An 18,174-nucleotide genomic window follows, 5' to 3' on the forward strand; every position below is an offset into this window, starting at 1 on the left:
GGTTCAGGTTCATGGATCCAGCAGCGCCCCGACGTGCGCGACGCTGCATTCGGCCAGCGCCTGCAGGTCGTATCCGCCCTCCAGCATCGACACCATGCGGCCGGCCGCATGGCGACGGGCGAGCCCGCGCAGCTCGGCGGTGATCCAGGCGAAATCGTCGGTTTCCAGCATCAGGTCGGCCTGCGGATCGCGCAGGTGGGCGTCGAATCCGGCCGAGACCAGCAGCAGCTGCGGGCGGAAATCGTCGATCGCCGGCAGCATCTCGTCGGCCCAGGTGTTGCGGAAGCGGAAGCTGCCGCTGCCCGGGGGCAGCAGGATGTTGAGCAGGTTGCCGGCGCCACGGTCGCGGCGCAGCCCCGAATGCGGGAACAGGCCGGCCTGGTGGGTGCTGTAGTAGGCCACCCGCGGGTCGGCCGCGAAGATGTCCTGGGTGCCGTTGCCGTGGTGCACGTCGAAATCGACGATGGCGATGCGCTCCAGCCCATAGCGGTCGCGCGCATAGGCCGCGGCGATGGCGATGTTGTTGAACAGACAGAACCCCATCGCCGTGGTGGCGGTGGCGTGGTGCCCCGGCGGACGGACCGCGCAGAACGCCAGCGGGTCCTTGCCCAGCATCACCGCATCGACCGCCGCCACCCCGGCGCCGGCCGCATGCACGGCGGCGCTGGCCGAGCCGGGCGAGGTCAGGGTGTCCATGTCGAGCTGGCGCAGGGGTTCGGTCTGGGTGGCCAGCACCTGGTCGATCAGCGCGCTGTCGTGCACCCGCGCCAGCTCGCCGAACTTGGCCGGCGGTGCCTGGCGCCAGTCCAGCTGCGCCGGGAAGGCCGCGTGCAGGGCGTCGAGCACCACCTGCAGGCGTTGCGGGCATTCGGGGTGGCCCGGGCCGGGATCGTGCAGCAGACAGTCGGGATGGGTGAAAGCCAGCATGCGGACGGGGTTCCGGGGCGGTAGGGCGGCTCAGCCGTGGCGGCGGGCGTGCTGCCAGAGCACTTCGCCGTGGCCATCGGCGCGGGCCAGCACCCGGGCCAGCACGAACAGCAGGTCCGACAGCCGGTTGAGGTAGTGCAGCGCTTCGGCGCGGACGGTTTCAAGCCGCGCAAGGGTCACCGTTTCGCGCTCGGCACGGCGCACGATGGTGCGCGCCAGGTGGCAGCGCGCGGCCGCTTCGCCGCCGCCGGGCAGGATGAACTCCTTCAAGGCCGGCAACGTGGCGTTGTAATGGTCCAGCTGCTGCTCGAGCGCGCCCACATCGCTGGCCTGGATGGCGGCATGGCCGGGAATGCACAGCTCGCCGCCGAGGTCGAACAACTGGTGCTGCACCGTGGTGAGCAGCGTGCGCACGTCGTCGGGCAGTGCCACCGCCAGCAGCACGCCCAGCGCCGAATTGGCCTCGTCCACGCTGCCGAAGGCGTTGACCCGCGCCGCATCCTTGGCCACGCGGCTGCCATCGCCCAGGCCGGTGCTGCCGTCATCGCCGGTGCGCGTGTAGATCCGCGAAAGACGGTTGCCCATGCGCGCCGGTCTCAGCGCAGCGCGTCGCGGCGGGCCTGCTGCAGTTTGACCACCTGTTCGGTGGCCAGCTGCAGCGCGGCGGCCAGCCCGACATAGATCGCGGCGGTGCGCAGGTACGGCAGGAACCAGTCTGCATAGTTCGTCGCCCAGCCCTGCAGGGTGGGCGCGGCGACCACGTCGCTTGACCAGTAGAACCCGCTCTGCGCGAACAGATGGCAGACCGCAACGGCACCCACCAGCAGCGCGGCGCCCTTGGCCAGCGCGGTCCAGTCGGCGCCGGTATAACCCTGGCGCAGCCACGCGCCGCCGCCCCACATCGCGAAGTAGGCCGGCACCAGCAGTGCGGTACCCGGCGACACGCAGTAGTGCTGCCAGTAGCCGATGCCGCTGGCGCGGATCACCAGCACATCGATGACGATCGCCAGCACCATCAGCAGCGGGAAGGCCCAGCGCGACCAGCTGCGCAGGTGGAAGCCGCCGATGAAGAACACCGCCCAGGACGCGTCGGGGATGGCGGCGAAGTGATTGACCCGGGTCGCGGCCATCAGCAGCACGAGCACGAACAGGATGAAGGCGCGTTGGGCGGTCGGGGTCATGGGCACGGGCAGTGGTGGTCCAGCGTTCATTCTAGCGCCTGCCGCCACGGGGCGTTGCCGGCCTGCACGCACTATCATGGCGGCATGAGTGAACGTCATGACGTAGTGATCGTGGGCGGTGGGCTGGTCGGTGCCAGCCTGGGCATCGCCCTGGACCGGGCCGGCCGCGATGTCGGCCTGGTCGAAGCCGCTCCGGCAGGCGCGTTGCCGCCGGTGTTCGACCAGCGCAACCTCAGCTTCGGTGCGGCCACGGTCAACGCGTTGACCGCGCTGGGCGTGATGCAGCTGCTGGGCGCGGCCCCCGGCCCGATCACCCGCATCCAGGTCACCCGTGCCGGCGACTTCGGCCGCGTGCAGATGGACGCGGCGGAGTACCAGCGGCCGTGGTTCGGCCAGGTCGTGGTCGCCCGCGATTTCGGCCAGGCGCTGGAAGCGCGCCTGCAGGGCCTGCAGCACCTGACCCGCTACCGCCCGGCACGCTTCGTGCGGTTGGGCGCGGTCGAGGACGGCTACCGGCAGGTGGTCATCGCCGATGACAGCGGCGAGCGCTGCCTGCTGGCCCGGCTGGTGGTCGGCGCCGATGGCACCCGCAGCGGCGTGCGCGACGCGCTGGGCATCGAGGTGGACGAGCACGACTTCCAGCAGAACCTGTTCGTGGCCCGCGTCCGCGCCGCACGCGCGCCGGACGGCACCGCTTACGAACGGTTCACCGACACCGGCCCCACCGCGCTGCTGCCACGTGGCGACCGCCATTTCGGTGCCGTGCACGGCGTGGCCCGCGACCAGGCCGACGCGGTGATGGCGCTGGACGACGCGGCCTGGCTGGCGCGGCTGCAGCGGGCCATCGGCTGGCGTGCCGGTCGTCTGCTGGAGAGCGGGCCGCGCAGCGCCTACCCGCTGGTGCAGGTGCTGGCGCGCGGCCTGGTCGGCGAGCGTGCGGTCCTGCTCGGCAACGCCGCGCAGACCATCCATCCGCTGGGCGCACAGGGGTTCAACCTGGGCCTGCGCGATGCGCTGACCCTGGCCGAACTGCTGGAGACGGCGACCGACCCCGGCAGTGACTCGCTGCTGCAGGCGCACGTGGCGCGCCGCGAGGAGGACCGCCGCCAGACCATCGCCTTCTCCGGTGGGCTGGCCCGGCTGACCAGCAACCCGGCACCGCTGCTGCGGCCGCTGCGCAGTCTCGGCCTGATCGCCGCGCAGGCGACCTCGATGCAGTCGATGCTGGTCGGCGGAGCGATGGGCTTCCGCGGCGAGGTGCCGGCGCTGTGCCGTGGGGTGGGCGCATGAGCCGCCGGACCCGCGATGCGATCGTGGTGGGCGGCGGCGTGGTCGGTGCGGCCTGCGCGCTGGCCCTGGCCGATGCCGGGCTGGAGGTCACCCTGGTGGAAGGCCGCGAGCCGGCCGGCTGGCAACCGCAGCAGCCCGACCTGCGGGTGTACGCCTTCGCCCCGGACAATGCGCAGCTGCTGCGCACGCTGGGGGTGTGGCCGTCGGTGCTGGCGGCCCGCGCCTGCGCCTACCGGCGCATGCGGGTCTGGGACGCCGCCGGTGGCGACGAACTGCAGTTCGACGCCGACCGCCTGGGGCGTGAGCAACTGGGCTGGATCGTGGAAAACGACCTGCTGGTGGACCGCCTGTGGGCGGCGCTGCCGGCCGCCGGCGTGCAGCTGTGCTGCCCGGCACGGGTGGAGGCGCTGGAGCAGGACGCCGACGGCGTGCGCCTTCGCCTGGACGATGGCCGCCGGCTGGAGGCCACGCTGGCGGTCGCCGCCGACGGTGCCGACTCGACCCTGCGCCGCCTGGCCGGGCTGGAGGTCAGCCGCCAGGATTACGGGCAGCGCGGGGTGGTGGCCTATATCGACACCGAACAGGACAACCAGGCCACCGCGTGGCAGCGCTTTCTGGTAAGCGGCCCGCTGGCGGTGCTGCCGGCCGGCACGCACCGGAGTTCCATCGTCTGGACGCTGCCCGATGCCGAGGCCGAACGCGTGCTGGCGCTGGACGAGCCCGCGTTCAACGCCTCACTGACCCGCGCCTTCGCCGGCCGCCTGGGCGCGATGACGCTGGCGTCGCGCCGCGCCGCGTTCCCGCTGCGTCGCCAGCTCGCCCAGGCCTATGTGGCCGGCCGCGTGCTGACCCTGGGCGATGCCGCGCATGTGGTCCATCCGCTGGCCGGGCAGGGCGTGAACCTGGGCCTGCGCGACGTGGCCGCCCTGCACGCGCAGGTGCTGCGCGCGCAGCAGCGGCGGCAGGACTGGTCTTCGCCGGAGCGCCTGCAGCGCTGGGCCCGCGAGCGGCGCAGCGACAACACGGTGTCGGCCTATGGGCTTGACGCAATCAACACCATTTTCTCGAATGACGAGATGCACCTGACCCTGGCGCGCGGACGCGCGCTGGGGTGCGCAGGCAAGCTGCCGCCGCTGGTCTCGGCGTTGTGGAAGCGCGCCGCCGGGCTTTGAGCCCGGAATGATCGAAAACTGGAAGTGCAGCCGTTCGCGGCTGCGCAGACTTTGGCGCGGCTGGCTCCATCCGGGTATCCGGTGACACGCCGCGCCCTGTCTCTTTCCGGAAGCTCCGTCAATGAATCTCTCCACATTCGCTCATCGACTGGCGCCTTTTGCCAGGCAGACTGCACGCAAGCAGGATCCGGCTGTTGCTGAGAAGGACGCGATCAACCGCGCGCTGGGAACGGCGAAGGGCATCAGCGAGGTGCTGATGGTGGTCCGTAATCTCCCGCTCAGCCTGGGCAATCGTGCCTTCAAAGAGGAGTTGAACCTCCAGAGGTTCATCCGGCAGCTCGATGTGAGGCTCCCGAGCGAGCAGGACTACGCGGCGGTGGAAAAAAGCGTGCGCTGCATCGACCGGGACCTTGAAGGCATGGAGAAGATCCTGTGCCTCGAACAAGGCAAGCCGGGGAGCCGGAACCACAGCGACTATGTCCACATCCTCAACAGCAGGAAGCAGGGCATTCCATTGAAGGCGCTGATGCGCACGAAATGAGGCGCGAGCCCGTCAGTACGTGCTCGAAGTGATCGATTCCTGCAAGTGATCGCCCCCGGCGCCCGGGCAGACTGAACGGGCGTTGCCGCCCCGGTGTGGAGGGTCTGGCGATGCGGAACCGTCGTCCCAGACCCTGCGGAGCGCCATGACCTTTCCGATCCGTCCTGTATCACCGATCAGCGCCACGCAGCGGAGCATGCGCACACGGCAAGATCCCGAACTTGCCGCTGCGGCAATGGAGAAGAAGCCCAGCGAAGCGACCGCCCTGCTGGGCGAACTGCTCGATCGCATCGAAAACGAGGGAAGTCGGCCTGGCGTCAGCCACTTCATCGATCCGGCCGCAGAGGCAAGTGCCCAACTCAGCCGCTTCGTGGAGAGCGCCTCGAACGGTCCCCCGCCATCGCGGGAGAGTTTCGCCCGCCAGCTCATCTATGTTGGTGAGGTGGAGAAAAACCTGCGCGAACAACTGGGCGCCGCCAGGACCGACGAAAAGCGGGAAGAACTGCGCGAAGCGCTCCAGACGCTGGTGAAAGTGAAGCGCTTCCGCGGCGATTGAGGTAGCGTAGCGCCACGCCATGCGTGTCCTCGCGGCCTCCACACCCTCACATCACCACGCCAGAACCGTGATCTCCTCACGATCGTGATACAGCTGCTTGGCGCGCACGTTCAACGGGCGGCCGGCCTGGTCCTGGAACAGCTCCAGGCACAACCGGGTTTCGTCCCAGCGCTTCTTCATGGGCAGCTTCAGGTTGAAGATCGCATGCCGGCACCAGCCCTCGCGGAACCAGGTCGCCATGCGCTCGGCCACGCGGCGCGGCTGTTCGACCATGTCGCACACCATCCAGTCCAGCGGTGCCTCGGGTTGCCAGTGGAAGCCGTCGGCGCGCAGGTGCTCGACCAGGCCGGTTTCCAGCACGTGCTCGCGCAGCGGGCCGTTGTCGACGCTGATCACGTGCATGTGCTGGCGGGTCAGCACCCAGGTCCAGCCACCGGGTGCGGCGCCAAGGTCGGCGGCGCGCATGCCCGGCCGCACCAGTTGTTCGCGTTCGTCCGGGCTCATCAGGGTCAGCAGGGCTTCGTCCAGCTTCAACGCGGAACGTGAAGGCGCTTCGGGCAGCAGCTTCAGGCGCGGAATGCCCAGCGCCCACGGTGCGCTGTCGCGGGTGTCGGCGACGCACACGAACGCGTGGCGGCCGTCGACGAACACCACATGCAGTCGCGGCAGGGCGGTGTTGGGTTTGTCGGTGAGCAGGCCGGCCTTGCGCAGCGCCGGGCGCAGCGCATTGCCGAAGGCGCGGGCCAGGCCGGCCAGCGGCTTGCCTTCATCGGAATCGGGGTGTTCCACCCACATGTCGCCGAAGCGCTGCTGGCCTTCGAGCGCGGCCAGGATCGGGGTGATGCGGTCGGACGGATCCAGCTCGCGCAGTTCGGCCAGTACCACCAGCTTCTGCCGGGCGAAGATCAGCGACCGCCAGGGCAGCGCCTTCGACAGCGCGGCGCCTTCGTCGGTGGCGAACAGCACATAGCCGTCGTTGCGCTGCGTACGCGCGTAGCCGGGAATGTTGGCGTAGGCGGCGCGCTCGGACAGCTCACCGGCCAGTTCCGGCTCGAAGCCCTGGCGGCACAGGCACAGCAGGCCGCTCATCGACGCACGCCGGTGGCGCGGGAATCAGTAGTGCGCACCGTTGAGCTCCCCGTACTGGCGCAGGACCACGCGCGCGGCGTCGCGCTGGATGCCCTGCACGACCTCGATGCCCCGCTTGTTGAGTTCACCGACCCAGTCGGCCGGCAGCGGGCCTTCGTCGAACGCGGTGAGTTCTTCCACGTCCTGGGCGCTGGCGCCGATCAACAGGCGGTCGATGCCGGCCCAGACGGTGGCGCCGTAGCACTGGCAGCACGGCTGGGAGGAGGTCGCCAGGGTGATCGGGGAAAGCACGGCGTTCAGGCGCGGGGTCTGCAGGCGCTGCTGGGCCAGCATGTAGGCCATGTTCTCGGCATGCGCGAGCGAGGTGTTGTGCGGGACCACGCGGTTGACGCCGGCGGCGATGACGCGGTCGTCCGGACCGAACACCACGGCACCGAACGGGCCGCCGGTTGCTGCTTCGACGTTCAGGCGCGAGAGCTCGATGGCCAGCGCGACCTTGGCGTCGCCGCCGGGATAGGCACGGCCGAGGTCGATCTGGTCGTGGATCCAGGCGGGCAGGGTGAGATGGACTTGCGCGTACAGCATTGAACAGGCCTTTCGAATACGGTGGGGCTTACGCCGACCAGGTGTCGCGCAGGGTGACGCTGCGGTTGAACACGGGGGCGGCGGCGGTGTGGTCGCGGCGGTCGGCCACGAAGTAGCCCGTGCGCTCGAACTGGAACGACTGTTCGGGTTCGGCGGTCGCGGCAGCGGGCTCGACGTAGCCGGTGACGGTGCGGCGCGATTCCGGGTTGAGGTAGTCGCGGTAGGTCTTGCCTTCGGATTCGTCGTCCGGGTTGGGCACCGAGAACAGGCGGTCGTACAGGCGGATCTCGGCCGGCACGGCGTGTACGGCACTCACCCAGTGGATGGTGCCCTTGACCTTGCGGTTGGCACCTTCCATGCCGGGGCGCGATTCGGGGTCGAGCCAGCCGCGCAGTTCGGTGATGGTGCCGTCGGCGTCCTTGATGACCTCGTCGCAGCGGATGATGCCGGCGCCGCGCAGGCGCACTTCGCCACCGGGTACGAGGCGCTTCCAGCCCTTGGGCGGGACTTCGGCGAAGTCTTCGCGCTCGATCCAGAGTTCGCGTGCGAATGGGACCTCGCGGTTGCCGAAGGCTTCATCCTTGGGATGGTTGGCGAACGCAAGCGTTTCGGTGTGGCCGTCGGGCAGGTTGGTCAGGACCAGCTTGACCGGGTCGACCACGGCCATGCGGCGCGCGGCGGCGCTGTCGAGGTCTTCGCGCAGGGCGCCTTCGAGCACGCTGAAGTCGATCAGCGAGTTCTGCTTGCTGATGCCGACGCGTTCGGCGAACAGGCGCATGGCGGCGGGGGTGTAGCCGCGGCGACGCAGGCCCTGCAGGGTCGGCATGCGCGGGTCTTCCCAGCCGTCGACGAGCTGTTCGGTGACCAGCGCCATCAGCTTGCGCTTGCTCATCACGGTGTAGTTGATGTTCAGGCGCGAGAATTCGATCTGGCGGGGCTTGGCGGCTTCGCGCGGCAGGCCGCGTTCGACCAGCGGTGCGGTCAGGGCGTCGTCATGGGCGAAGTCGACGTTGTCCACGCACCAGTCGTACAGGGGGCGGTGGTCTTCAAATTCGAGGGTGCACAGGGAGTGGGTGATGCCTTCGAGGGAATCGCCCAGGGCATGTGCGAAGTCGTACATGGGGTAGATCGGCCAGGCATTGCCGGTGTTCTGGTGTTCGACGTGCTTGATGCGGTACAGCGCGGGGTCGCGCAGGTTGATGTTGCCGCTGGCCATGTCGATCTTTGCGCGCACGGTACGGGCGCCGTCCGGGAACTCACCGGCGCGCATGCGGCGGAACAGGTCGAGGTTTTCCTCGACGCTGCGGTCGCGCCACGGCGAGGGGCGGCCGGGTTCGGTGAGGGTGCCGCGGTAGGCGCGCACTTCTTCGGCGGAGAGGTCGCAGACGTAGGCCTTGCCGTCGCGGATCAGCTTTTCGGCGGCCAGGTAGTAGGCGTCGAAGTAGTCGGAGGCGTGGCGCAGTTCGTTCCATTCAAAGCCGAGCCAGCGCACGTCGTCCTGGATGGCGGCGACGTACTCGGGGTCTTCCTTGGCGGGGTTGGTATCGTCGAAGCGGAGGTTGCAGACGCCGGCGAACTCACCGGCGATGCCGAAGTTCAGGCAGATCGATTTGGCATGGCCGATGTGCAGGTAGCCGTTGGGCTCCGGCGGGAAGCGGGTCTTGATGCTCGGGTGCTTGCCGCTGGCCAGGTCCTCACGCACGATCTGGCGGATGAAATCGCGCTTTTCGTGGGTGTCGGCGGTGGCGTCGGTGGGGGCGGCGGTAAGCTCGGACATGATGCGCTGGCGTAAGGCAAAGAGACGCACAGTCTAACGCGTCCGCGTTGGACGTAGTGCCGGCCGCCGGCCGGGGTATGCGCCATCGCATGCGCGCTGCCGCCCCACGGTTGGCTGCGCAAACCGTGGGCCCCTTCTTACCAGCACCCAGACCCCCGCCGCTTCGCGGCCGCCCCCTGACTCAGGGGGCTGTCCTCCAGACCCTTACCGGTGAAATTCCGGCCCGCCGGGTTCATGCCTGCGGAGTATGCTGGCCCCAACTTTGCCCGGAGGCCCGCCCATGCACGTGATCTACCAGGCCGACAACCTGTTCGACGCCCATCTGGTCAAGCATGCGCTGGAGGATGCGGGCATTCCGGCGTTCGTGTTCGGCGAGCAGCTGCTTGGCGGGATGGGCGAGCTGCCGCTGTTCGGGGTGCTGCGGGTCTGTATTCCCGACCTGGCCAGGCCGGAGGCGGAACAGATCGTGGCGGGGCTGGACTTGGGCGGGGCGCCGGACGACCCCATATTCGACGGTGACGAAAGCGCCGGCCTGTTGCCGGCCTAGGAGACCGCCATGTTGGGAATTTCCACTCTGCTGGGCATTGGCGCGTTCAAGCAGCGCCTGCCGCGCGCGGAAGAGGCCCTGCCGGGCCGCGAGCACCCGCTGCCGCTGCACAACCAGCATTACGTGAACAGCCATCCGCTGAAGGACGGTTTTGCGGGCCTGGAGCGGATCCGTTTCGCAATGGGCTGTTTCTGGGGTGCGGAGCGGAAGTTCTGGACGCTGCCGGGGGTGTATTCGACGTCGGTGGGTTATGCGGGCGGGAGCACGCCGAACCCGACCTATGAGGAGGTCTGTTCGGGCATGACCGGGCACACCGAGATCGTGGAGGTGGTATTCGACCCGGCGATCATCAGCCTGGCTCAGCTGCTGCAGGTGTTCTGGGAAAACCATGATCCGACCCAGGGCATGCGCCAGGGCAACGACACCGGCACGCAGTACCGCTCTGCGATCCACGCGACCAGCGAGGCGCAGTATGCGGCGGCCGTCGCCAGCCGTGAGGCCTACCAGCAGCGCCTCTCCGAGAAGGGGTACGGTGCGATCACCACCGAGATCGCGTTCCCGGCGCCGGAGTACTACTACGCCGAGGATTACCACCAGCAGTATCTGGCCAAGAATCCGAACGGCTACTGCGGCATCGGCGGCACTGGCGTGAGCTGCCCGATCGGCGTGGACGCCTGATATCTGGATTGGGCTGGATTGCCTACCCTTTGGATCGCCGGATTACCTGCACTCCGGATCCCCGGATTACCTGCACTCCGAATCCCCGGATTGCATGAACCCCGGTAGAGCCGGGCTCTGCCCGGCTGCTGTTGGATTCAGGCGAACAGCTGCAGGGTGCGCGGTTTCCCTGGCTTGGGCCGCCCGGTGCCGGTTTGCGGGGTCGCCGTAAACCCATCCATGGAGGCTAAGCGGACGCCATCCATGGCGCCGATTCCCCCGCAAACCGACCCCGGTCGACCCTTTGACAGTTGGCCGGTGGCCACGGGAAACGCGGATGCCGGGCAGAGCCCGGCACTACTTACCGCATACGACCATGTATGGGGGCGGCCGCCGGGTAGCCCCCGGAGGGACGCTAGAAAACATGGATGTTTTCTAGCAGCCCCCATGGATGGGTTCACGGCGTGTCCCGGAGCGGGGCTACCCGGCGGCCGCCCCTGCACGTAACACTGAGACGCTGCCTTACGCGCGAATCCAAAAAAAGAACGGGACGGCTGCAATGACTGCAACCGTCCCGCTTCTACTCTCGAAATTACTGGATTACAGCCGTTCGCGAATCGTCTGGCGCAGCGCTTCCAGATCCTTCGCAAACGCATCGATACCGGCAGCCAGCTTTTCAGTAGCCATCGGATCCGCAGCCAGGTCGGCAGCAAACTTCGCCGCATCGATCGGCGCTACCGACACCGACTCCGCCGCACCGGCCACCAGCTTGCGGGGAAGGTCGCCGTGGTCGGCGTCGAGCTTTTCCAGCAGGTCCGGGGAAATGGTCAGGCGGTCGCAGCCGGCCAGCGCTTCGATCTGCGCGGTGGAGCGGAACGAGGCGCCCATCACCACGGTCGGGGAGCCGCGGCGCTTGAATTCGGCGTACACGCCGCGCACGAACACCACGCCGGGGTCGGCGTCGATGTTGGCCGGGGCCTGGCCGTTGGCCACGTACCAGTCGAGGATGCGGCCGACGAACGGCGAGATCAGGAACGCGCCGGCTTCGCTGCAGGCCAGCGCCTGGGTCGGGTTGAAGATCAGGGTCAGGTTGCAGTCGATACCCTCGGCCTGCAGCTGGCGGGCGGCTTCCACGCCTTCCCAGGTGGCCGCGATCTTGATCAGCACCTTGCTGCGCGGCACGCCGGCCGCTTCGTACATGGCGATGAACTGGCGCGCCTTGGTCACCGTCGCCGCGGTGTCGTGGGCCAGGTCGGCATCGACTTCGGTCGAGACGCGGCCGGGAACCAGCGTGCTCAGCAGCGTGCCCACGCCCACGGTCAGGCGGTCGGCCACGGCGTGCACCACGGTCTCGCGCTCGCCGGACTGCTCGCGGCCCCAGGCCAGCTCGCGCTCGATCAGCTCGGCATACACCGGCAGGTCCAGGGCCTTCTTCACCAGGGTGGGATTGGTCGTGCAGTCGACCGGCTTCAGGCGCTTGATGGCCTCGTAGTCGCCGGTGTCGGCGACCACCACGGACAGTTCGCGCAGCTGTGCAAGTTTGGACGGGGTTGCAGTACTCATTACGGCTCCTGGAACGTTATCGGGGCCCTGCGCGATGCGCGGCAGGGACGATCAATGCTTGGGCGGATTGTGGACGGCGGTCACCCGCAGGCGCAATTTGCGGCCGCCAGGTGCGTCCCAGTCCATGGTCTGGCCGACCGCCAGGCCGAGCAGGGCGGTGCCCACCGGCGCGAGGATCGAGACCTTGCCCTGGTCGACGTCCGCTTCGCGCGGGTACACCAGGGTCAATTCGTGTTTTTCGCCCTGCAGCTCATCTTCGCACTCGACCCGCGAATGCATCATGACGACGCCCTCGGGCATCTGGTCACGGTCGACGACGGTCGCGCGCTCGAGCTCGTGCGCCAGGGCTTTGCCGGCGGGGCTCTGTTCTACAGCGGGGGATTCAAGCATGGCTTCGAGCTGGTTCATGTCGAAGCTGGAAACGGTAATGGACGGCGGCAGGCCGCTGGCGGTGGACATCTGAAACTCCTGTGGCGTGTGGAAGACCCATGCAAAAGGCGGCGCCTGCTGGCACCGCCCTGGCCTATTGTGCGGCGTATCCGCAGCGGATGCGACTGTCCCGCCGGGGCCGGTTCAGGGGGGGCGGTCAGGCCTGCGCGTGCAGGACACGCGGCGGGGCCGGGTCGCTTTCGTCGCGGTCCAGCGTGAACAGGGCGTCGGGCAGGCGCTTGAACTGCTCGGCCAGCTGCTGCAGGAACTCGGTCATGGCCGAGCTGCGCCGCCAGACCATGGCGATGCGGCGGCTGGGCCGGTCGTCGCCCTCGAAGTCGAGCAGGGCGATGTTGGTCGAGCGCGGGACGGGCGGCTTCACCGACAGGGTCGGCAGCAGGGTGATGCCGACGTCGGCGGCGACCATCTGGCGCAGCGTCTCCAGGCTGGTCGCGCGGAATTCGGACTTTTCGTTGGCGCCGAACAGGCGGCAGACCGCCAGCGCCTGGTCGCGCAGGCAATGTCCGTCTTCCAGCAGCAGCAGCTTGTGGGTGGACAGTTCCTGCACGTCCAGATGGAGCCGGCGCGCGAGCGGGTGCTGCCCGGAGACCGCCAGCAGGAACGGTTCTTCGAACAGGAACTCGGCGTGCAGCTGGTCGTCGTCCAGCGGCAGCGCCAGCAGCGCTGCGTCCAGGCGTCCGTCGCGCAGGCGGTGCAGCAGCTCGTCGCTCTTTTCCTCGACCAGCAGCAGCTCCAGCTGCGGGAAGCGGGCGCGGATGTTGGGGATCACGTGCGGGAGCAGGTACGGGCCCAGCGTCGGGAAGATACCCAGGCGCACCGCGCCGGCTTCCGGGTCGACGCTGCGCCGCGCGGCTTCCTTCATCTGTTCGATCTCGGCCACGATGACGCGCGCGCGCGCCGCCGCCTCCACCCCGGCCGGGGTCAGCATCACCTTGCGGGGGGAACGCTCCACCAGCGGCAGGCCCAGCTCATCCTCGAGCTTCTTGATCTGGGTCGACAACGTCGGCTGGCTGACGAAGCAGGACGCCGCCGCGCGACCGAAGTGGCGATGGTCGGCCAGCGCCACCAGATATTTCAGATCACGTAGGTTCATTTCCTTGTACCTCTAAACGGTAATGGACCGGGTGATGGCGTGGTTTACCCAGCAGGCAAAAGGGTCCCCGGCGAACCGGGGACCCCGACGTTTCAGGCAGCTTCGGCGACAGCGCCGCTGCTCTTGGGAACGTTGGTGCGTATCAGGTGATCGAAGGCGCTGAGCGCCGCGGTCGAGCCTGCGCCCATGGCGATGATGATCTGCTTGTAGGGGACGGTTGTGCAATCACCTGCGGCGAATACGCCCGGAACACTGGTCTGGCCACGGTCGTCAATGACCACTTCTCCGCGTGGCGACAGCGCCACCGAATCCTTCAGCCATTCGGTATTGGGCAGCAGCCCGATCTGCACGAACACCCCCTCCAGTTCCACCCGGTGCGCGTCGCCGCCCACGCGGTCCTTGTAGACCAGGCCGTTGACCTTCTGGCCGTCGCCCAGCACTTCCTGGGTGAGTGCGCTGGTAATGATGGTGACGTTGCCGAGGCTGCGCAGCTTCTTCTGCAGGACGTCGTCGGCACGCAGTTTGTCGTCGAACTCCAGCAGGGTCACATGCGTCACCAGACCGGCCAGATCGATTGCCGCTTCCACCCCGGAATTGCCGCCGCCGATCACCGCCACGCGCTTGCCCTTGAACAGCGGACCGTCGCAGTGCGGGCAGTAGGCCACGCCCTTGTTGCGGTACTGGTCTTCGCCGGGCACGTTCATCTGGCGCCAGCGCGCACCGGTGGACAGGATCACCGAGCGCGACTTCAGCGACGCGCCGTTCTCGAGCTTGATCTCGACCAGGCCGTCGTCGCCTGCCGGCACCAGGGCACTGGCGCGCTGCAGGTTCATGATGTCCACGTCGTACTCGCGCACGTGCTGTTCCAGCGCCATCGCCAGCTTGGGGCCTTCGGTTTCCTTGACCGACACGAAGTTCTCGATCGCCATGGTGTCCAGCACCTGGCCGCCGAACCGCTCGGCGGCCACGCCGGTGCGGATGCCCTTGCGCGCGGCGTAGATCGCGGCAGCGGCGCCAGCCGGGCCACCCCCGATCACCAGCACATCGTACGGTGCCTTGGCGGCGATCTTCGCGGCATCGCGCTTGGCCGAACCGGTGTCCAGCTTGGCCACGATCTGTTCCAGGCTCATGCGGCCCTGGTCGAACACTTCACCGTTGAGGTACACGGTGGGCACGGACATGATCTGGCGCGCTTCGACTTCGGCCGGGAACAGCGCGCCGTCGATCGCCACGTGCTGGATGCGCGGGTTCAGCACCGCGGCCAGGTTCAGTGCCTGGACCACGTCGGGGCAGTTCTGGCACGACAGCGAGAAGTAGGTTTCGAACCTGAACTCGCCTTCCAGGCCCTGCACCTGCTCGATCACCTCGGCGGTGGCCTTGGAGGGATGGCCGCCAACCTGCAGCAGGGCCAGCACCAGCGACGTGAACTCGTGGCCCATCGGTAGCCCGGCAAAGGCCAGGTGGATGTCCTGGCCCGGGGTGGTCAGGGCGAACGAGGGGGTGCGCTCGGCGCCATCGCGGCGCACGTCCAGGCTGATCTGGCTAGAAAGGCCGACCAGGGTCTCGAGCAGCTCCAGCATTTCCTGCGACTTGGCGCCGTCGTCGGCGTGCGCGGTGATCTGGATCGGACGGGTGACGCGTTCCAGGTAGGTCTTCAGCTGGGACTGGAGGTTGGCATCCAACATCGAAAAACTCCTTGATTCAGGCAAAGGAACGGCGTCGACGTACCGTTACGGTACATCTGGGCGACGTGGGGGAGAACCCAAGCCGGCGCGGCGGGCACCGGCTTGGGTTCACCCCCACTCCCGTCGGAACGGGAATGGGGATGGGCTGTTGCTTTAGATCTTGCCGACCAGGTCCAGCGACGGGGTCAGGGTCTTTTCGCCTTCCTTCCACTTGGCCGGGCAGACCTGGTTCGGGTTGGCGGCGGTGAACTGGGCAGCCTTCAGCTTGCGCAGGGTCTCGGAGACGTCACGGGCGATCTCGTTGGAGTGGATCTCCAGGGTCTTGATCACGCCTTCCGGGTTGATGATGAAGGTGCCGCGCAGCGCCAGGCCTTCTTCTGCAATGTGCACGCCGAAGGCGTTGGTCAGCTGGTGGGTCGGGTCGCCGACCAGCGGGAACTGGGCCTTGCCGACGGCCGGCGAGGTTTCGTGCCACACCTTGTGCGAGAAGTGGGTGTCGGTGGTGACGATGTAGACCTCGGCGCCGGCCTTCTTGAACTCGGCGTAGTGGTCGGCGGCGTCTTCGATCTCGGTCGGGCAGTTGAAGGTGAAGGCGGCCGGCATGAAGATCAGGACGGACCACTGGCCCTTCAGGGTGGCGTCGGAAACCTTGATGAACTCGCCGTTCTGGTAGGCGTTGGCTTCAAACGGCTTGATCTGGGTGTTGATGAGCGACATCGAATTTCCTCGTGGTGAAGGGGGATGGGTGAAGCGACCAACACAGGTTAGCGGCTTGCTTCCGATAAGGAAAATGCATTGATTCCATCAAATCGATAGGCACAGTCTATTGAAATGGGCTGATCCGCGAATGAACGGTGCGACGGTTTCAGGGCAGAAGGCTTGCGCTGCAAGGGTTCCTGGAAAATCCGGGGCGTCAGCGCTGATAGCCATTGCTTATCCGTGTGATGGCCAGGCTGAACAGACTTTCAGGAGGGCGGGCACGCTGCAACACCGTGTCGCGGTGGTCGGGCGATGCCGTCATTGGCCTACACTGCGCCCCCACCATCACCCAGGCCCGACATGACCCTCGCCCCCCAGGAGATCCGCCAGCTGCTCGCCGACGCTGCCCGCGACCTGCCGGGGGTGGAGGGCCGGCATGAGGCCGAGCTGCTGCTGCTGCACGTGCTGGGGCGGGAGCGTGGCTGGCTGTTCGCGCACGCGACGGACCTGATCGACCCGGCCAGCGCGGCGGCCTTTGCGGGTCTGTTGCAGCGCCGCCTGGCGGGTGAGCCGGTGGCCTACCTGCTGGGCCGGCGCGGGTTCTGGACGCTGGACCTGGCGGTCAGTCCGGACACGCTGATTCCGCGCCCGGAAACGGAGCGGCTGGTGGAGCTGGCGCTGGAGCGGCTGCCGGAAGACACGCCATTGCGGGTGGCCGACCTGGGCACGGGCAGCGGGGCGATCGCGCTGGCGCTGGCCCGCGAGCGGCCGCAGGCGCGGGTGCTGGCGACGGACATGAGCGCGGGGGCGCTGGCGGTGGCGTCCGGCAATGCGCGCGCGCATGGGCTGGACAATGTGGCGTTCCGCGAGGGCAGCTGGCATGCGCCGCTGGCGGGGGAGCGTTTCGATCTGATTGCGAGCAACCCGCCGTACATCGCCAGTGGCGATCCGCACCTGGTGCGGGGGGACCTGCGTTTCGAGCCGGCCAGTGCGCTGGCGTCGGGCGACGATGGACTGGACGACATCCGGGTGATCATCGAGGGCGCGCAGGCACACCTGCTGCCGGGCGGCTGGCTGCTGCTGGAGCATGGCTGGGACCAGGGCGGGGCGATCCGCGCGCTGCTGGATGCGGCGGGGTTCGTGGAGGTCGACACGGCGGTGGACCTGGAACAGCGCGACCGGGTGAGCCTGGGCCGGCGGCCGGCAACGTTAGAATGATGGACCGCTGCGGCTGGTTGCCGGGCGGGCTGTCATTCCACCTGGAGCTCTGCCCATGCGCACGCTGTATCCCGCGATCACCCCTTACGACGTTGGCAGCCTGAAGGTCGACGACCGGCATACGCTGTATTTCGAGCAGTGCGGCAATCCGCACGGCAAGCCGGTGGTGATGCTGCATGGCGGCCCGGGCGGCGGCTGCAGCGACAAGATGCGGCAGTTCCATGATCCTGCGAAGTACCGGATCATCCTGTTCGACCAGCGCGGTGCGGGCCGTTCGACGCCGCATGCGGACCTGGTGGACAACACGACGTGGGACCTGGTGGCGGACATCGAGAAGCTGCGCGAGCACCTGAAGGTGGAGCGCTGGCAGGTGTTCGGCGGAAGCTGGGGGTCGACGCTGGCGCTGGCGTATGCGCAGGCGCATCCGCAGTGCGTGACCGAGCTGGTGCTGCGCGGGATCTTCATGCTGCGCCGCTGGGAACTGGAGTGGTTCTACCAGGAAGGGGCGAACCGTCTGTTCCCGGATGCGTGGGAACACTACCTGGCGCCGATCCCGGCGGTGGAGCGGCACGATCTGATTTCGGCCTTCCACCGTCGCCTGACCAGCGACGACGAAGCGACGCGGTTGGCGGCGGCGAAGGCATGGAGTGTGTGGGAGGGGGCGACCAGTTTCCTGCACGTGGATGCGGACTTCGTGAACAGCCATGAAGACCCGCGCTTCGCGCTGGCGTTCGCACGCATCGAGAACCATTACTTCGTCAACGGCGGTTTCTTCGAGGTCGAAGAGCAGCTGCTGCGCGACGCGCACAAGATCGCCGACATCCCGGGCGTGATCGTGCACGGCCGTTACGACGTGGTCTGCCCGCTGCAGAACGCCTGGGAACTGCACAAGGCGTGGCCGAAGTCGACGCTGGAAATCAGCCCGGCGTCTGGACACTCGGCATTCGAAGCGGAAAACATCGACGCGCTGGTGCGCGCGACGGATCGTTTTGCAGGTTGATTGCGGCTTTGCTTGAAATCGCGGTAGAGCCAGGCCCTGCCTGGCTGCTTTTGGGATCGCACCGCACCCGTGTCGCCGGGCTCTGCCCGGCTGCTGTTGGATTCGTGCGAACAGCCGTGGGTTGCGGGGTTTCTCTGGTCAGGG

The 18,174-nt window shown here is 68.0% G+C and carries 19 protein-coding genes; 8 read left to right on the plus strand and 11 right to left on the minus strand.

The genetic code is table 11. From position 1 onward, the window contains the following. Positions 1-9: 9 nt before the first annotated feature. Genes PDM28_RS03630 through PDM28_RS03640 form a run of 3 tightly spaced genes read right to left on the minus strand, consistent with a single transcriptional unit; the run spans position 10 to position 2,108 of the window. Positions 10-927: a histone deacetylase family protein gene (locus tag PDM28_RS03630; protein ID WP_311183856.1), complete on the minus strand. Its 918-nt coding sequence runs from the start codon at positions 925-927 to the stop codon at positions 10-12. 30 nt (positions 928-957) lie between these two features. Then, positions 958-1,512 (minus strand): cob(I)yrinic acid a,c-diamide adenosyltransferase, encoded by a 555-nt coding sequence (locus tag PDM28_RS03635; protein WP_311183857.1) that lies wholly within the window; start codon positions 1,510-1,512, stop codon positions 958-960. Between the two features lie 11 nt (positions 1,513-1,523). After that, on the minus strand, positions 1,524-2,108 hold the full coding sequence (locus tag PDM28_RS03640) for a hypothetical protein (RefSeq protein WP_311183858.1): 585 nt from the start codon (positions 2,106-2,108) through the stop codon (positions 1,524-1,526). 84 nt (positions 2,109-2,192) lie between these two features. Here PDM28_RS03640 and ubiH point away from each other — a divergent pair, with 84 nt between their 5' ends. The 4 genes from ubiH to PDM28_RS03660 all read left to right on the plus strand — a co-directional run bounded on the left by ubiH (position 2,193) and on the right by PDM28_RS03660 (position 5,667). Beyond that, complete coding sequence (gene ubiH / locus PDM28_RS03645; RefSeq protein ID WP_311183859.1) at positions 2,193-3,398, plus strand: 2-octaprenyl-6-methoxyphenyl hydroxylase; 1,206 nt, start codon at positions 2,193-2,195, stop codon at positions 3,396-3,398. Then, positions 3,395-4,570, plus strand: coding sequence for a UbiH/UbiF family hydroxylase (locus tag PDM28_RS03650; RefSeq protein ID WP_311183860.1), 1,176 nt, complete (start codon positions 3,395-3,397; stop codon positions 4,568-4,570). The genes ubiH and PDM28_RS03650 overlap by 4 nt, the downstream gene beginning before the upstream one ends. A gap of 121 nt (positions 4,571-4,691) precedes the next feature. Then, positions 4,692-5,111, plus strand: a complete 420-nt coding sequence (locus tag PDM28_RS03655; RefSeq protein ID WP_311183861.1) for a hypothetical protein — start codon at positions 4,692-4,694, stop codon at positions 5,109-5,111. Positions 5,112-5,256: 145 nt separating this feature from the next. Further along, a complete protein-coding gene (locus tag PDM28_RS03660) occupies positions 5,257-5,667 on the plus strand; it encodes a hypothetical protein (protein WP_311183862.1) in 411 nt (136 codons plus the stop codon). Between the two features lie 51 nt (positions 5,668-5,718). Here PDM28_RS03660 and rlmM read toward each other — a convergent pair whose 3' ends face one another. The 3 genes from rlmM to PDM28_RS03675 are packed head-to-tail and all read right to left on the minus strand — an operon-like array spanning position 5,719 to position 9,118. After that, positions 5,719-6,756, minus strand: coding sequence for a 23S rRNA (cytidine(2498)-2'-O)-methyltransferase RlmM (rlmM, locus tag PDM28_RS03665; protein ID WP_102946436.1), 1,038 nt, complete (start codon positions 6,754-6,756; stop codon positions 5,719-5,721). Positions 6,757-6,780: 24 nt separating this feature from the next. Beyond that, complete coding sequence (locus PDM28_RS03670; RefSeq protein WP_311183863.1) at positions 6,781-7,341, minus strand: nucleoside deaminase; 561 nt, start codon at positions 7,339-7,341, stop codon at positions 6,781-6,783. Between the two features lie 28 nt (positions 7,342-7,369). Then, complete coding sequence (locus PDM28_RS03675) at positions 7,370-9,118, minus strand: glutamine--tRNA ligase/YqeY domain fusion protein (RefSeq protein WP_311183864.1); 1,749 nt, start codon at positions 9,116-9,118, stop codon at positions 7,370-7,372. Between the two features lie 280 nt (positions 9,119-9,398). Here PDM28_RS03675 and PDM28_RS03680 point away from each other — a divergent pair, with 280 nt between their 5' ends. Both PDM28_RS03680 and msrA read left to right on the plus strand, forming a co-directional pair. Next, positions 9,399-9,665, plus strand: a complete 267-nt coding sequence (locus tag PDM28_RS03680) for a putative signal transducing protein (protein ID WP_311183865.1) — start codon at positions 9,399-9,401, stop codon at positions 9,663-9,665. Between the two features lie 27 nt (positions 9,666-9,692). Then, entirely contained in the window at positions 9,693-10,343 is a 651-nt protein-coding gene (gene msrA / locus PDM28_RS03685; RefSeq protein ID WP_311184638.1) for a peptide-methionine (S)-S-oxide reductase MsrA, read from the plus strand. Between the two features lie 579 nt (positions 10,344-10,922). Here the strand turns inward: msrA and PDM28_RS03690 are convergent. From PDM28_RS03690 to ahpC, 5 genes are all read right to left on the minus strand, one after another. Beyond that, a complete protein-coding gene (locus tag PDM28_RS03690) occupies positions 10,923-11,885 on the minus strand; it encodes a transaldolase (RefSeq protein ID WP_102946440.1) in 963 nt (320 codons plus the stop codon). Positions 11,886-11,936: 51 nt separating this feature from the next. Then, positions 11,937-12,344 (minus strand): nucleoside diphosphate kinase regulator, encoded by a 408-nt coding sequence (gene rnk, locus PDM28_RS03695; protein ID WP_070209499.1) that lies wholly within the window; start codon positions 12,342-12,344, stop codon positions 11,937-11,939. Positions 12,345-12,471: 127 nt separating this feature from the next. Next, complete coding sequence (locus PDM28_RS03700; protein WP_311183866.1) at positions 12,472-13,428, minus strand: LysR substrate-binding domain-containing protein; 957 nt, start codon at positions 13,426-13,428, stop codon at positions 12,472-12,474. A 92-nt stretch (positions 13,429-13,520) separates the two neighbouring features. After that, complete coding sequence (gene ahpF / locus PDM28_RS03705) at positions 13,521-15,113, minus strand: alkyl hydroperoxide reductase subunit F (protein WP_311183867.1); 1,593 nt, start codon at positions 15,111-15,113, stop codon at positions 13,521-13,523. Between the two features lie 153 nt (positions 15,114-15,266). Then, a complete protein-coding gene (gene ahpC, locus PDM28_RS03710; protein WP_102946444.1) occupies positions 15,267-15,830 on the minus strand; it encodes an alkyl hydroperoxide reductase subunit C in 564 nt (187 codons plus the stop codon). 342 nt (positions 15,831-16,172) lie between these two features. Here ahpC and prmC point away from each other — a divergent pair, with 342 nt between their 5' ends. Both prmC and pip read left to right on the plus strand, forming a co-directional pair. Continuing rightward, on the plus strand, positions 16,173-17,030 hold the full coding sequence (gene prmC / locus PDM28_RS03715; RefSeq protein WP_311183868.1) for a peptide chain release factor N(5)-glutamine methyltransferase: 858 nt from the start codon (positions 16,173-16,175) through the stop codon (positions 17,028-17,030). A gap of 55 nt (positions 17,031-17,085) precedes the next feature. Then, complete coding sequence (pip, locus tag PDM28_RS03720; protein ID WP_070209494.1) at positions 17,086-18,030, plus strand: prolyl aminopeptidase; 945 nt, start codon at positions 17,086-17,088, stop codon at positions 18,028-18,030. Positions 18,031-18,174 lie beyond the last annotated feature (144 nt).

The sequence above is a fragment of the Stenotrophomonas aracearum genome (assembly GCF_031834615.1).
Taxonomy (GTDB): Bacteria; Pseudomonadota; Gammaproteobacteria; order Xanthomonadales; family Xanthomonadaceae; genus Stenotrophomonas; species Stenotrophomonas aracearum.

Coding starts and splice junctions, on each gene's coding strand:
- PDM28_RS03630 (WP_311183856.1), bottom strand. CDS start 927: ATGCTGGCTTTCACCCATCCCGACTGTCTGCTGCACGATCCCGGCCCG.
- PDM28_RS03635 (WP_311183857.1), bottom strand. CDS start 1,512: ATGGGCAACCGTCTTTCGCGGATCTACACGCGCACCGGCGATGACGGC.
- PDM28_RS03640 (WP_311183858.1), bottom strand. CDS start 2,108: ATGACCCCGACCGCCCAACGCGCCTTCATCCTGTTCGTGCTCGTGCTG.
- ubiH (WP_311183859.1), top strand. CDS start 2,193: ATGAGTGAACGTCATGACGTAGTGATCGTGGGCGGTGGGCTGGTCGGT.
- PDM28_RS03650 (WP_311183860.1), top strand. CDS start 3,395: ATGAGCCGCCGGACCCGCGATGCGATCGTGGTGGGCGGCGGCGTGGTC.
- PDM28_RS03655 (WP_311183861.1), top strand. CDS start 4,692: ATGAATCTCTCCACATTCGCTCATCGACTGGCGCCTTTTGCCAGGCAG.
- PDM28_RS03660 (WP_311183862.1), top strand. CDS start 5,257: ATGACCTTTCCGATCCGTCCTGTATCACCGATCAGCGCCACGCAGCGG.
- rlmM (WP_102946436.1), bottom strand. CDS start 6,756: ATGAGCGGCCTGCTGTGCCTGTGCCGCCAGGGCTTCGAGCCGGAACTG.
- PDM28_RS03670 (WP_311183863.1), bottom strand. CDS start 7,341: ATGCTGTACGCGCAAGTCCATCTCACCCTGCCCGCCTGGATCCACGAC.
- PDM28_RS03675 (WP_311183864.1), bottom strand. CDS start 9,118: ATGTCCGAGCTTACCGCCGCCCCCACCGACGCCACCGCCGACACCCAC.
- PDM28_RS03680 (WP_311183865.1), top strand. CDS start 9,399: ATGCACGTGATCTACCAGGCCGACAACCTGTTCGACGCCCATCTGGTC.
- PDM28_RS03690 (WP_102946440.1), bottom strand. CDS start 11,885: ATGAGTACTGCAACCCCGTCCAAACTTGCACAGCTGCGCGAACTGTCC.
- rnk (WP_070209499.1), bottom strand. CDS start 12,344: ATGTCCACCGCCAGCGGCCTGCCGCCGTCCATTACCGTTTCCAGCTTC.
- PDM28_RS03700 (WP_311183866.1), bottom strand. CDS start 13,428: ATGAACCTACGTGATCTGAAATATCTGGTGGCGCTGGCCGACCATCGC.
- ahpF (WP_311183867.1), bottom strand. CDS start 15,113: ATGTTGGATGCCAACCTCCAGTCCCAGCTGAAGACCTACCTGGAACGC.
- ahpC (WP_102946444.1), bottom strand. CDS start 15,830: ATGTCGCTCATCAACACCCAGATCAAGCCGTTTGAAGCCAACGCCTAC.
- prmC (WP_311183868.1), top strand. CDS start 16,173: ATGACCCTCGCCCCCCAGGAGATCCGCCAGCTGCTCGCCGACGCTGCC.
- pip (WP_070209494.1), top strand. CDS start 17,086: ATGCGCACGCTGTATCCCGCGATCACCCCTTACGACGTTGGCAGCCTG.